Below are 13,920 nucleotides of genomic sequence, written 5' to 3' on the forward strand. Positions count from 1 at the left end.
AACTCAAGACTTTATTTTCGACTACTTCCTTTGCCGGATGGTCCGTCGTACCGATCTGGAAACACTCAATACCGGAAGATACAGGAAAATACCGATGACTGACATCACCAGTCCACCGATGGTACCGGCTGCCAGCGGGAACCAGAACGGAGTTTTCTCACCAATCAGGAAAGGAACGAATCCCAAGATGGTGGAAACCACAGTCAGGAAGATGGGTATAATCTTCACATTCCAAGCCTTGGTATACGCCTGCAAGGGAGAGAGGTTAGGGAAAATTCTCCGGATAGCATTGTGCTCGTTCAGGATATAGATGCTTGCGTTTACTGTAATACCACAGAGCAGTACGAAGGATGCGAAACCTCCCTGGTCGAAATTGAGTCCGAACAGGTAGAAGGTAAGGAACACCCCGATGTAGGAAATCGGAATCACGAAAATGATGGCCAGCGGCTGACTCAACGAATCGAACAGGATGGCGGATATGAAGAAGATGATGGCTATCACCACCAGCAACAGCAGGTATTGACTGTTGTCATCCTTGCCCCAGCTCCAGTAAGCACTGTCGCTCTCCACCGTATATCCCATGGGCAGACGTTTCCGGAGCGTCTCGATGTCCTTCTCCAGCAGTTTCCGTCCCTGTTCCGAAGAACCGATGTACTCGTACTGCAGACACAGGCGGTACTGTTGGTTTTCCTTGGCCACCAGCTTCGGTGCCTGCCCCTTGGTCAGCACCGCCAGATCGGACAGTTTATACTGTTTCCCGTTCACAACAAACGGTACTGACATGAAGGCCCAGACATCGTAATCGCCACTCTGGCGGGAAGTCAGCCGCAGGTATTCCAGGTTGTTGTCATAGACAATGCTGCCAGCCAACTGGTCACGCATGAACACCGGACGCAGCACGGCAAACAGGTCGTATGCGGTCAGGTTCTCTTCGGCCATGCGCCGTTTGTCGAACTCCAGATAGAACTCTGTATAGTCGTCCTTCCACCACGAGAATTCCGAATTGACCGTCACCTCCTTGATACGGCGGTGTGTCAGAAGCAGCTTCTTCATCTCTTCAGCCCACAGGCTGAGCTCGTCGTAATTGTAGCCGTACATCTTCACCCGGAAACTACCCGCCGATTCACGGACGTCGTTGCTGAAGCCCTGATCCTGCAGTCCATAGACGGACCAGCTTCCTCCACCCAACGTAAGCGACTTGCTGATCACGTTCGATTTCAGTACATACGGGAATCCCGTATGGCTGTATTCCTTCTTGAAATACACTTGGATAGCCGCTCTACGGGCATTATAGACTGATGTCTGGAACTGACGTATCTCCTTGAATTCACTCAGATACGTCTCCATCTTCTTGATGAGCACATTCATCTGCTCCAGCGTACTGCCGTTCGGCAGGGTGGCATTGATGTAGAGCACCACTTCACCCTCGTCGCGGTTGAAGTAGCCTCCATCATACACCTTCTCGACAAAGAGCCGTAAGGCACCTCCGAAAGCCTTGTCTACAATTGGTTTTATATCTTCCTTGTATGTGGAATTGTCGAATACCCTGTTGTACAGTTCTGCCCATTCCCCCTTGCTTTCCGCTTCCTCTATCCTCTCGGGAAGCATGAATACCGGCAGGCCGAACCCCAGTACCAACAGGATACAGGCCAACACCCGGTAGCGGCACATCAACACAATCAGACTACGGTAGAAACGGGTAAAATACACGGTGCACCGTTTGACCCGCAGCCGCGGATGTGCAGGCCTGCCCCGTCGCAATCCAATCTTCTCAATCATCGGAGGTACGAAGAACAGGGCAACCAGCAGGGATATACCCAGGTTAATGATGACCACTGCCGCAAAATCCTGCAGGTTCAGCCGTATCTTCTCGTCAAGGAAGAAGATGATGACCAATGCGCCGATGGTGGTCAGCGTAGCCGCCAGCACCGACATGAAGGCCTTCAGGTTACGCCGCCTCAGGATATGGTCGGTCATGACGATGATGTTGTCTATCACCAGGTTGAGTGAAATGGTGATACCGGCCAGCGAATAAAGCTGTATCTCCAGTCCGAAAGCATAATAAAGGATGGCAGCTACGGCGATATTCACACTCAGTCCCGTAACGATGAGAAACAGATACCTCAGGTTACGGGTGATGACAGCCACGAAAAGCAGCAGGATAAGCACGGTGATTCCCGTACGGAAATAGATGGTGTCCAGCTCCTTGCTGATGTATTCCGTAGCGTCATAACCGGTATGTATCTCATATCCGGCAGGCATGATGGCCTTGACCTCCTCCATCACTTCCCGCACTTCATCTGCCAGTGTCAGCTGATTGGCCGTTTCGGTAGCGGTAATGGAGAGATAGATGGAATTGAGTCCGTTTATCCGGTAATAGGAAGTAGGTTCCTCCTCGGTGCGTGTCACCCGTACCAGTTTGTCCAGTGGAACGGAATTCCCTTCCGGAGTTCTGATCTGAATTTCCGACGGACGGAAATCCCCTTCCCGGCCATCCGTTTTCCGCACCAGCCGGATCCATTCCCTGCGGCTGCCCGAATCATATTCGCAGATACCCAGGAACTCTTGGTCGTAACGTTCCGCAATGGCCTGCTGGATATCCTGCACACCAATCTGAAGGGACGAGAGCTGTACATTGTCGTATTCTATCCGCCATTCCATGGGCGTAGCTCCGCTCAGTTCCACCTTGTAGACACCGTCCAGAGCCGAAAGGAGCGGCTTGATCCGGTCCTCGCCGTACCGCTGGATGACAATTGGTGTGGCAGGCGCGTTCAGCGTAAAGGTCATGAACGAACGCGCCGCCTGGTCATCGGAACGCTGGGAGGATATGATCGGATAGCTGACTCCCTCGGGCAACTGCGACCAGAGCTGCCGAATCAGGGTGGACACCTCGAAGCGGGTCATCTCGATGTCGGCATGCTTGTCCAGCTCCACCCGGATATAACCGCTTCCATTGTCGGAAGTGGAATAGATATTCCTGATTCCCGTCACCCGTGAAAGCATCCCCTCCAGACGGCTGGTCACTTCCGATTCGATGACGCGGGCAGAGTTCCCCGGCATGGTGAACGAAACGGTCAGCCCCGGCATGTCGTGCGAAGGCGACAGCTTGACAGGCAGCAGCGGAGCCAGGGACAGCCCTACCAGAGACAGGCAGACAAAGGTCACGATCAGGGTGAACGATGACCACCCCACGGCACGTTTACGGTTGTTCTCTTTCATCGCCTGCATCAGTAACGGTTGTTGTCAAAATCGAAACGGTCGGAAAGCGACATGCCCGACTCGAAATCGTGCAGCGTCAGTTTCCGTATCTTGTAATAGTTGAGCCAGTAGTTCTGGAGTGCCTGAATGTAGTTCTTCTGGGCCTCCTGCTGGCGGTTCAGCGAAAGGGTCAGACTGCTGATGTCGGCCTTTCCGATGATGAAACGCCGCCGTGTCTGGTCGTATGCCAGTTCGGCCAGATCGAGCGCTTCCGAAGCACTGGCTATCAGGTCCTGCTGCACGTTGAAATCTTTCACCGTCATCATCACATCCTCTTCCAGACTGATTTCCTCCTGACGGGCGGCAATCCTCACCACGTTCAGGTTGTTTCTGGCCATGTTGTATTTTCCCTTACGGACCCCCCAGTCCACCAGCGGAATGGAAACCGTAAGCGATACCAGATCCTGCTGCAGCAGATTCCGGTAGGCCGCTCCCAGGTTGTCCGCTACCTGGTTGAACCCCACACTGGCATTCACGCTGGCATTGAAGCGGGACTCCTTCTTTGTACGGTCCACTTCCCGTTCGGCTTCCAATACGTTCTGCCGCTGCTCCAGGTAAGCCGGGTTGTTCTCCTTGGCCAGCAGCAGGGCACGATCGGCCGGAATGTCCACATAACGCGGACGCGACGGCAGGTCAATCTCTATGTACGTGTTCTTGTCCAGGTTCAGGAAGGTGGCCAGTGCCGACATGGCGCGCTTGCGGGTAATCTCGGCATTCTTCAGGGTATTCCGGGCATTCACCTTGTCCAGTTTCAGGGTCAGCAGGTCGGCCTGCGAAATGGCAGCAATCTTCTGGCGCTGCTCGCCGATGGCATACAGCGTATCGGCAGTGGCCAGGTTGACTTCGGCCAGTCTATAGTCGGCCTGTGCCATAGCCAGCGAGAAGAAATAGTTCACCGCCTCTTCGGACACGCTTTCCGAATTGTAGATGAACTGCTTCTTCACCTTCTCGAATTTCAACGGTTCAATCTTCCGGTCCCAGCGGAAAGCGTTGAAGCCCAACAGGTCCTGCTGGTAACCGATACGGAACGGTACCGTAGAGAACTGGGTGGAATTGACATCGCCGAAGTTACGCAAATAGTCCAACTGGGTATCTACATAGAAGGTACCGCCCAGCAGGTCGAAATTCTGCACCAGACTCAACCCGGCCGCAGCGCTGAACATCTGCTGTTCACGGTATACGTCGATATCGGCCTGCGAATCGTAACGCTGGGTGATGTAGCGGTAATACTGCGCCGGAGTCAGGTTCAGCGAAAGGCTAGGCAGACGCGCCGCCTTATACGACCGGTACTCCCAATAGCCCGACAGGTACATGTTCTGATACCGGAAGGCCGACAGCGAACTGTCATTGGCCAGAGCGATGATACGCTTCAAATCCAGACGCAACACCTGCTGCGCCTGTACTCCTGCTCCGCAAAGCACCAGCAGGAGAAGTATGCTAATTCTTCTGAACATCATGTTTTCTATAGATAAACCAGTAAATCAAAGGAATGACAAACAGACTGACCAACAGTCCCACCATCATGGTGCCTATCATGGCAATGGAGAGCGGGCGTTGCAGTTCGGAACCCATATCGGAAGTGAACAGCAACGGAACCATGGCGAACACTGTTGTCAGGGTAGTCATGATGATGGCCCTCAGCCGCCGGTGGCCGGCCGTATGGATAGCCTCCAGCAGCGGCATCCCTTCCTTGCGGAGTTCGTTTATCGAATCCAGTTTCAGGATGGAATCGTTCACCACGATACCGCACGATACGATGATGCCGATGGCCGACATCAGGTTCATGGTATGTCCCAGTGCCCAAAGCACCACCAGTCCGAAAGCAATGTCTATCGGTATTTCCGCCAGTACGATAAGTGGCTGTAGAAAGCTTTCGAACTGGGCACACAGGATAAAGTACATCAACAGTACGGATATAATCAGGATGACGGTCAGTTCACCCATCATCTTCCTGTTCGAAAAGAAGCTGCCACCAAAACTTACGTCCCAACGTTTATCGGCCTCTACGGTTTCCCGGACCTGTCCGATGAGCGTCGGGGCATCTTCCACCCCGTAGAAACTGATGGGAATATACTCGCCGTTACGCCCGGCCGTAATTTCCTTCAGGTCTTCATCGGGCACTACCCTGACCAGTTCCCGGAGCGGTACATACGTCCGTTCCCGGCTCCCATCCTGCCGGTTTTCCGCTTCCACCAGTGTTTCGGCAAGTACCCGGTTTACACTCTTTTCCTTCCCGGCCATACCGATGGGCAGATACTGCTGGTACGAGCGGAGGGTAGACACCGTATTGTCCCTGAAAGCGGTACGCAGCACCCGTACCACCTCATTATAGTCCACATGATACACCAGCAGCCTGTCCCGGTCCACTACCAGGTTAAGCTGGCTTCTGAAGGCCGTCCGCTCCGGTGCCTGTCCGGTTACCTCCGCTATCCTGTTCTCCAGTTCCTTGAGGTCGGAAGCCTGTGGGGCGGAAGTCCGGTCGGCCACCTGCAGGCGGGCCACCACATTCGGCTCGCCCGTCACGAAAAGTTTCTCGAAGATGGTGACCGGCGGAGAGAAGGTCACCGACGCCTCCGGATAAGACGTACGGATTTCCTTTTCCAGCAGTACCTTGAGCGGAGCGATTCCTTCAGGCTTTTCCGTCTTGAAATACAGTTCCGCCTCGTCGGCCGACAGGTCCTTTTCCGTTCCCAGGATATAGTCCTGCATCCCTACGTATGCCGTATGTTCCGTCACCAGGCTGTCCGTGCATCCCAGCAGGGCATTCACCCGCCGATGGTTCTCGTCGATGTGTATGTTCTCGTTCCACTCCACATTCACCATCAGTTCGTTCTGGTCTATCTCCGGCATGCGTTCCTTACCTATCACCTGGAACATGAGTACGCACAGCGGAATGGAAAGTGCAGCCCCAATCAAGGTAAGGCGTTTGTGGGCGAACACCCAGTCGATACCGACATCGTAGAACTTCACCAGCCATTCGTTCTTCAGCAGATTCTTGAAGCTGGCGGTAAACCAGTTGTGCTTCCAGATGCCGATACGGTAGAACAGCACGTAAAGCACCGGCAGCAGCATGATACCCGTAAAATAAGAGACCATCAGCCCCGAAGTGATGGAGAAGGCCTCGTCCATGAAGATGGCCCCGGCTATCCCACTCATGAATACCAGCGGCACGAACACCGCGATGGTGGTGAACGACGAACTCAGCATGGGAGTGATCATCTCCGAAGTACCCGCCACGGCCGCACGCTTCAGCGAATAGCCCTTCTCCCGGTACTGCGAGACGTTCTCCGTCACGATGATGGCATTGTCTATCATCATACCCACCGCCAGAATCAGTCCCGAAAGTGAAATCACGTTGAGCGAAATCCGGCAGATATAGAAAAAGAAGAAGGTGATGACCACCGATGTAATCATGGTGATACCGATGACCAGCGGCGAGTGAACGTCACCGATGAAGAACACCGCCACGATGAAGATGAAGAGGAATCCCAGCGTGAAGTTCTGCTGCAGGTTCGAGATGGTATAGTCCAGCAGTTCCGTCTGGTTCCGGCTGATACTGAAATCGATGTCAGGGTAGATGCTTGCGAAATAATCGGTCGTTTCCTTCAGTTCCCGCTTCAGGTTGTCCATATTCTCCTCGCTCTGCTTGATGATGGCCAGGGTCACCGCCCGTCTGCCTCCTGCCAGCGAACGGCCGGTCTCATTCTGTGTCACGATCTGCACGCTGCATACATCCTTGAGCTGCAGGATACGTCCGTCAGCGTTGAAGTAGATATTTTCTACATCCTCGGACGTACGCAGTAACGACGCGATACGGATGTTGTACTCGTAATAGCCGTCGCGCACCAGCATACTTCCCGGCTCCACATTGTTAGCGGAAAGGATATTCTCCAGATCGGCAATTCCCATGCCGATTGCTTCCAGCCGGTCCACGTCGGGCACGATACGCAACATCCGTTGCGGTACTCCCGTCATATCGGCCATGGCCACCTGCGGGAGCTGTTCGATGCGCCGCTTCACGACGTTCTCCGCCAGCTCGCACATATCCATGAATCCCGGTCGTCAGTCTCCGCATAAGGCACATCCTGTTTCAGTGTAAGGTTCAGGTAAAATACGGGGATGTCCGTAGCGCTGGCCTTCACCGCCTTGGGACGGACCGCATCTTTCGGAAGGCTGTTCATGGCAGCGTCTATCTTTTCGTTCACCTCAATGAAGGCAAGGTCCGTATTCGTACCGAACTCGAACGACAGCCGGATGATACCCGACCCGTCCCGCGTCTCACTCCTCAGTTCACTAAGGCCCGATACCTGCATGAGTTGCCGGCGCACGGGAGCCACCATCGTGTTCTCCAGTTCGCGTGCCGAAGCGTTCTCGCTGCTCACCTGGATGGTAATCTGCGGAATGTCGATGTCCGGAAGGAGCGATACAGGCAGCGAAAAATATGTCACCAGCCCGACGATGAAACAGGCCGTAAACGCCATGAGCACCGCTATCGGTCTATGTATTAGAAATTTTACCATGAGTGTAGTATTTTTTCGGATTCATGTCATTGCTTGTCGGATGAAGTAGCAGTCACGACCTTGACGGGAGCTTCGTGTGCCAGGTTCACATTACCGGTCACGATAACCTGTGCCCCCTCCTCCATTCCGTCACCCGTCACGGTATAACCGGTCATGTTCTCCAGTCCGGTCGTGATGTAGTTCCACATGGCCTTTCCGTCCTTCAGGGTAAACACCACCTGCTTGCCCGACCGCATCACGACAGCGGTTTTCGGAATCACAAACACATTGTCTACCGAACGCTTCACGCTCACCCTGACATTCATTCCGTCGAACAGCCCGGCATTCCCCTCCACCGAGGCCTTCACCTTCACCATTCCGTTCTCGTCCACCAGGGGATTGATTTCGGACACCTTTCCATGGCAAGGCCGTACCGTGGCCGAATAAGGTGTCACCTCCACCCGGTCTCCCCGGCTTATCAGCGGCAGTTCGCTTTCCAATACCGTAAAAGCCACTTCCATACTCCCGTCCCGATTATCCGGCAGAAAGGTTCCGTTCCATCCGGCCGGTTAAAGCTCCGTCCCGTAAGGTTGGCCACCACTCCGTCGAACGGGGCCGTCAGCACCGCCTGTTCCAGCTCATACCGGGCCAGTTCGTAATTCGCACGGCTCTGTCCGTAGCCGCTTTTCACCTCCGCCAGCTTCACGATGTCCGCCGGAATCTCCTGCATACGGTCCGGAGCATATCCCTGGCCTATCAGCACGTCCTGCATTTCCAGTTCCGCCTGTTTCAAGGAGTTCTCCGCCTGTTCCAGCTTGTTTCTGAGGGTAAAAAGATCCAGTTCGGCCAGCTTCTGCCCCCGATTCACCCGGTCGCCGTTCTTCACGTAGACGTGTGCCACAGGCTCCGATGTTATCCGGAAACTCAAATCGGCCTGCTGCCGTGCCTCCACCTTTCCGTTGCTGACCAGTTCATGACTGAAAGTTGTCTTCTTCAGCGTCATGACGGTCACCTCGTTCTGTTGCGCAGGCAGTACCGTTTCCACTCCCTCCTTGTCAGTCCCTTCGTTCTTGTCACCACTGCAGGCAGCCAACAGCCCTGCGGCAAACAGCGCCAACGGGTATCTGTAGATTTGTTTTCTCATAGTATCTGTTGTTTGATGAATATTCGTTTTTCTAATCGTTGTCTGTGTCCTTCATTTCCCCTGATGTGCCGGTCTTTTCTGATTTTTGGCCCTCCAGCAGACGAAGAACACACAAATCTACGAAATATTCGCAATAAATACAATAAAGCCGTTCTCTTTTCTCAATTATGGATTATATCCAGGTCATCTTCACCAGGTCAATAATCTCTCCTCCTTTCTTTTCTGATGTATACGATGTCAACAGATTCTGATCCGATACACTAAAATTATAATCTACAAACAGAAAGTCCTGGAATTGAAAAAAACAATTTGATAGATTATTTCGCAGATGGGAACAGAAATACCATTTTGTCATTTTGATAAAATTAAAGGCTGAGAATCGCTTGATTCCGTACTCCCCTAAATCACATCGGTTAAACGCGATTCTCAGAGATTCCCAAATTATCAAAAAGTCACGAATAGCACTATACAGAAGATTATTTATCACAAAATCTTTTTACTTCATATCTTTATTTAGCCGATAGAAGCATAAAGCAACTTCCTGTCAAACAAAAATTGTTGTCAGTATCATACCAAACAGCTTCCTTCAAGGTTCGAAAAAGCGATTTCAGGTGTATTTTTAAAAATGCCTGGACATCCTCACTCGCTTTCCTAGGAGTTTTCATCATTTTCTCTGGAAGAAAAAATTTTTCTTCCGCATGTTTTCTGATATTTCCTGGAACTATCCGAACGTCAAATTCGGTATAAAAACTAGTTTTTCCGTATATATATGCAAAAACCGCAATATATTCCATGCCAGATTAAAGAATTACGTCAATGCCACGGTCAGCAGTTTGGTAAAATTCAAGACATTTTCATACTAAATCAAAGGTTCTACCAACTTTTTGAATCTAGGAATCCTATCGGCTAAATACTTCCATAAGAATATTTCCCAACGGAATCAAGCAGAACACTTTTAAACGTGTCAGATTAGGAATTGCGCCGAATAAATCTTATCTTTGCCTATACGAAACGTAATAAAAAGAATCGGCCATGAACAGACTCTATCCGGTAGGGATACAGAATTTCGAAAAAATCAGAAAAGACGGGTATATCTATGTTGACAAGACGGCATTGCTTTATCAGTTGGTAAAAACTGGACAATACTATTTTCTGAGCCGCCCCCGACGGTTCGGAAAGAGTCTGATGATTTCTACTCTAGAGGCGTATTTTATCGGGAAACGTGAGCTGTTCAAAGGACTCGATATGGAACGGTTGGAAAAGGACTGGACAGTTTATCCCGTGCTGCACATGGACCTGAATACACGGAATTATTTTGATTATGAATCCTTGGTAGGTATCTTGAGTCAGAACCTGGAAGAATGGGAAAAGCTGTATGGCGACGAAAAGAAGGACAGGGTTCCCGAAGAACGTTTCATGTATGTCATCAAGCGGGCCTGTGAAAAGACAGGACATAAGGTGGTCATTCTGATTGACGAATACGACAAGCCCATCCTTCAAACCATCTCCAAACCCGAATTACAGACCGAATATCGGAATACCCTGAAAGCGTTCTATGGTGCCCTCAAGTCGTGCGACGGCTACATACGATTTGCCATGCTCACCGGAGTGACGAAGTTCAGCAAGGTAAGTGTGTTCAGCGACCTGAACAACCTGATGGACATTTCCATGGACAGACGGTATGCGGAACTTTGCGGCATAAGCGATGCGGAACTACACAAGTATTTTGAAGAGGACATACACGCACTGGCAGATGAGCTCGGTACAGACTATGCCCATACCTGCGAACTGCTGAAAGTGAACTACGACGGCTATCATTTCTGCTACAAATCAACTGGAATGTACAATCCCTTCAGCCTGCTCAACACCTTTGCCAAGAGACAGATAGGCAGCTACTGGTTTGAAACAGGCACACCTACTTACTTAGTGGAACTTATGAAGCTGCACCACTACAACGTGGAAGAGATAGAGCACATCGTCACCAGCGGTCCCGTACTGGATTCCATCGACGCGGCTTCCACAGACCCCGTACCCGTCATCTACCAGAGCGGCTACCTCACCATCAAGGATTACAACGCCGAATTCGAAAACTATACCCTCGGATTCCCTAACCGCGAAGTGGAACAAGGGTTCTTCCGCTTCCTGCTCCCCCATTACGCTTCGGTAAGTACCAGCCGGTCACCTTACGAAATCCAGCGTTTCGTAGGAGAAGTCCGCCAAGGAAATGTAGACGGTTTCCTGAACCGCCTGCGCACCTTCTTCGACGACACCCCTTACGAACTGGCACGCTACCGGGAAGTGCATTACCAGAACATCCTGTACATCGTTTTCAAGCTGATGGGGTTCCATACCGAGGTGGAATACCGTACCTCACGGGGACGGGTGGACCTTGTATTGAAAACCGCCGACTACATCTATGTCATGGAGTTCAAACTGGACGGAACGGCTGAAGAAGCCATGAGGCAAATCGAAGAGAAAGGCTATGCCGCTCCTTTTGCGGCAGACGGAAGGAAAGTCATCAAGGTGGGTGTGAATTTCAGCGAGGAGACAAGGAGTATCGACAAGTGGATTATAAAAATGTAAAAGTCTGTTTGTAGTAAATTCATAGAAACCCTTAAGGTTGTGTAAAAGTCACCGGAACCGTAAACCGACCGTTTGCCAACCTTTTCTTGCCCGTAGCAAACTTCCAATGGGACATCAACCGAAATGCACGCAGCACTTCTGCATCCAGCTCCGGAGAAACGGAATGAATGATTCTGAAACGACCGGGAGTACCGTCACGTTCTACCTCAAACTGTACGATAACCCTGCCTTGCATACCCTTATCCAATACCGACTGAGGACACTGTATCTCCTTCTTCAGTAATTGTAGGAATTCGGAATATTCCGTCATCACAAAAACATTCCCGGCAACCAGCAATGCCATGACCGGAATCACCCACAACGAATATTTGAGATAACCTACGCCACTTGTCCGTTTGCAGTTCATCATCCGGATGCGCCGTTTCAGCGAAGATACATTGAACGCATTGACCAGCACATACCCCCTGCTACAGGAGGTTCTCAGCAGATGATATTGATAGGCTTTCCTGTCTGTTCCGGATTCCAGAACCTTCCGGTCGGCCAAATATTCAAGGTTCTCCTTGACCTCCCGTTTCAACAACCAACCGAAGGGATTCAGCCACAAAACCGAACATACGATTTCACTCAGAAGCACATCCACAGAGTGATACTGTTTCACATGGGCCTGTTCATGCACCAGCATATCACTCACCTCCTCCATTCCCAACTTCTCTTTAGGAATGAATATCCAACCGAAAAACGAAAACGGTCCTGAGACACTTTGTATCAACCTTACCTTGATGCCGTTCAGCTCTGCGGATTCCGATTGAAAGACCAATACGATGAGACTTGCCACTTTCAATAAGATACGGAAAAGACAGAGTACCCCTCCGGCAAGATAGACGAGAAAAAAGCACATACACGCTCCGTTCATCCACGTTGTTCCGGAACCGTCAGACACCACCTCGGTCAAAAGGACAGACCGGTAATACCCTGTAACCGCCGACAGGCTGCTATAGCCACCGATCCATTCCGCCAGTACCGGTGAAGGAAGAACAAAAGCGCTTATGATGGACAACAGCAATATCCCCCTGCGGCATGTAAAGAATGTATCACGGGTACACAACCATTTGCAGAGCAGGTAAAAGAAAGCGATTCCTGCGTTTACATGAACGAAATACATCAACAGGGCTGGGGCCATCCTTATTCTCCTTCCTTGTTTTCAATCAGATTCAAGATGTCCTCCAGGTCTTCTTTCGATATCTTCTGCTCACGGGCAAAGAAAGATACCATATCTTTGTATGAATCGGCAAAATAATTCTTCACGAAAGTGCCTACCGAGGTTTTGGCATATTCTTCCTGAGTCACAGCGGGCTGAAAGATATAGGTATTTCCGAAACGCCGGGCCGTAACATACCCTTTCCGCTTGAGGTTGTTCACAATGGAAGCAAGGGTTGTATAAGGTAATCCAGGTTCAGGATAACACTTCAGAATATCCTTTACACAACACATGCCTATTTTCCAGATATAGCGCATGGCTTCCTCTTCCTGATGGGTCAATTTTTCCATAGACATCTATTTTTAAACTAGCAATATACAAATTTACGGGAAATCCGTAATATAAGCAAACATTCAGACTCCTTTTACATCCCTACTGACAAGTAATCATGAAATCAAGGCAGCGGGAAACGTACCAGCACCGGTTCCGGAGCATAAGCCACGGCATACAGGCAATTGTCGTCCTTTGTCACTTCAATGTTCCTCAAAGGCACATCCGATGCCAATCGTTTCACCAGTGTGCCGTCCCATCGGTACACTTCCACTGTCTGTCCGAGAAAAGCGGCATCTCTGTCATCCCTGTAATTCTTCCCCGAATACAGCGCATACACATAGCTGTCAGTAGCACAGACATCCAGATATCCTAGCGGATCTTCTGCGTCCATGGCCGGGGAATTGTAATTGTAGGTGGGAAAAGATTCCAGATTCTCTTTGATACACTTCCATCCTTCCTCCCCTTTCTCGTAGAAAACCATGATTCTGGACTTCAAAACAGCCTGTACGAATCTTGTTCCACGACTATTTGACGCTAGTCTTCCCTGGTATATCTCGCCCCGGATGATTCCACTGACCTGCTTCTCTTTTTCATCCCGGTAAGGATAATCGCCGAAACCTACTATGCTGTTACCCTTTTCATCCAACAAGAAGAAACGATCGGAAACATTTCCTTCCGGTTTTACTGATAACTTTCGGTATAACCCGTTTTTCACACCTCCGTTTTTCCATAAATAATAGTTTTTTCAATTAATCACGCACAAAGCTACGTATTATTCGTAATAAAACAAAATATTGATACTGGATTTTTACGAAAATCTCGTTTCATCATACCAATCAGCAAAGATAAGCTGATAATCAATATCATTCGGGAATAGTACCCTCATTTGAATGAAGCTGATACAT

The 13,920-nt window shown here is 50.5% G+C and carries 7 protein-coding genes and 2 pseudogenes; 1 reads left to right on the plus strand and 8 read right to left on the minus strand.

From position 1 onward, the window contains the following. Positions 1–21 precede the first annotated feature (21 nt). The 5 genes and pseudogenes from C510_RS0109645 to C510_RS16410 form a co-directional block, all read right to left on the minus strand. Positions 22–3,228 (minus strand): efflux RND transporter permease subunit, encoded by a 3,207-nt coding sequence (locus C510_RS0109645; protein WP_018711135.1) that lies wholly within the window; start codon positions 3,226–3,228, stop codon positions 22–24. Next, positions 3,228–4,715 (minus strand): TolC family protein, encoded by a 1,488-nt coding sequence (locus tag C510_RS0109650; protein ID WP_026320179.1) that lies wholly within the window; start codon positions 4,713–4,715, stop codon positions 3,228–3,230. The genes C510_RS0109645 and C510_RS0109650 overlap by 1 nt, the downstream gene beginning before the upstream one ends. Next, a pseudogene (locus tag C510_RS16400) lies at positions 4,696–7,778 on the minus strand (efflux RND transporter permease subunit). Before C510_RS16400 ends, C510_RS0109650 begins: the two are co-directional and overlap by 20 nt. A 26-nt stretch (positions 7,779–7,804) precedes the next feature. Further along, a pseudogene (locus C510_RS16405) lies at positions 7,805–8,901 on the minus strand (efflux RND transporter periplasmic adaptor subunit). Between the two features lie 509 nt (positions 8,902–9,410). After that, the gene (locus C510_RS16410) at positions 9,411–9,695 is read right to left on the minus strand and encodes a hypothetical protein (protein ID WP_040366206.1); all 285 of its coding nucleotides are present in this window, start codon (positions 9,693–9,695) and stop codon (positions 9,411–9,413) included. Positions 9,696–9,933: 238 nt separating this feature from the next. Here C510_RS16410 and C510_RS0109680 point away from each other — a divergent pair, with 238 nt between their 5' ends. Then, a complete protein-coding gene (locus tag C510_RS0109680) occupies positions 9,934–11,484 on the plus strand; it encodes an ATP-binding protein (RefSeq protein WP_018711140.1) in 1,551 nt (516 codons plus the stop codon). A 31-nt stretch (positions 11,485–11,515) separates the two neighbouring features. On the opposite strand, the gene C510_RS16415 is transcribed toward C510_RS0109680, so the two are convergent. The 3 genes from C510_RS16415 to C510_RS0109695 all read right to left on the minus strand — a co-directional run bounded on the left by C510_RS16415 (position 11,516) and on the right by C510_RS0109695 (position 13,730). After that, on the minus strand, positions 11,516–12,664 hold the full coding sequence (locus tag C510_RS16415) for a M56 family metallopeptidase (protein WP_018711141.1): 1,149 nt from the start codon (positions 12,662–12,664) through the stop codon (positions 11,516–11,518). Positions 12,665–12,666: 2 nt separating this feature from the next. After that, positions 12,667–13,032: a BlaI/MecI/CopY family transcriptional regulator gene (locus tag C510_RS0109690; protein WP_018711142.1), complete on the minus strand. Its 366-nt coding sequence runs from the start codon at positions 13,030–13,032 to the stop codon at positions 12,667–12,669. A gap of 104 nt (positions 13,033–13,136) precedes the next feature. Continuing rightward, entirely contained in the window at positions 13,137–13,730 is a 594-nt protein-coding gene (locus tag C510_RS0109695) for a BF3164 family lipoprotein (RefSeq protein ID WP_018711143.1), read from the minus strand. Positions 13,731–13,920 lie beyond the last annotated feature (190 nt).

It is taken from the genome of Phocaeicola barnesiae DSM 18169 = JCM 13652 (genome assembly GCF_000374585.1).
Taxonomy (GTDB): Bacteria; Bacteroidota; Bacteroidia; order Bacteroidales; family Bacteroidaceae; genus Phocaeicola; species Phocaeicola barnesiae.

Coding starts and splice junctions, on each gene's coding strand:
- C510_RS0109645 (WP_018711135.1), bottom strand. CDS start 3,228: ATGCAGGCGATGAAAGAGAACAACCGTAAACGTGCCGTGGGGTGGTCA.
- C510_RS0109650 (WP_026320179.1), bottom strand. CDS start 4,715: ATGATGTTCAGAAGAATTAGCATACTTCTCCTGCTGGTGCTTTGCGGA.
- C510_RS16410 (WP_040366206.1), bottom strand. CDS start 9,695: ATGGAATATATTGCGGTTTTTGCATATATATACGGAAAAACTAGTTTT.
- C510_RS0109680 (WP_018711140.1), top strand. CDS start 9,934: ATGAACAGACTCTATCCGGTAGGGATACAGAATTTCGAAAAAATCAGA.
- C510_RS16415 (WP_018711141.1), bottom strand. CDS start 12,664: ATGGCCCCAGCCCTGTTGATGTATTTCGTTCATGTAAACGCAGGAATC.
- C510_RS0109690 (WP_018711142.1), bottom strand. CDS start 13,032: ATGGAAAAATTGACCCATCAGGAAGAGGAAGCCATGCGCTATATCTGG.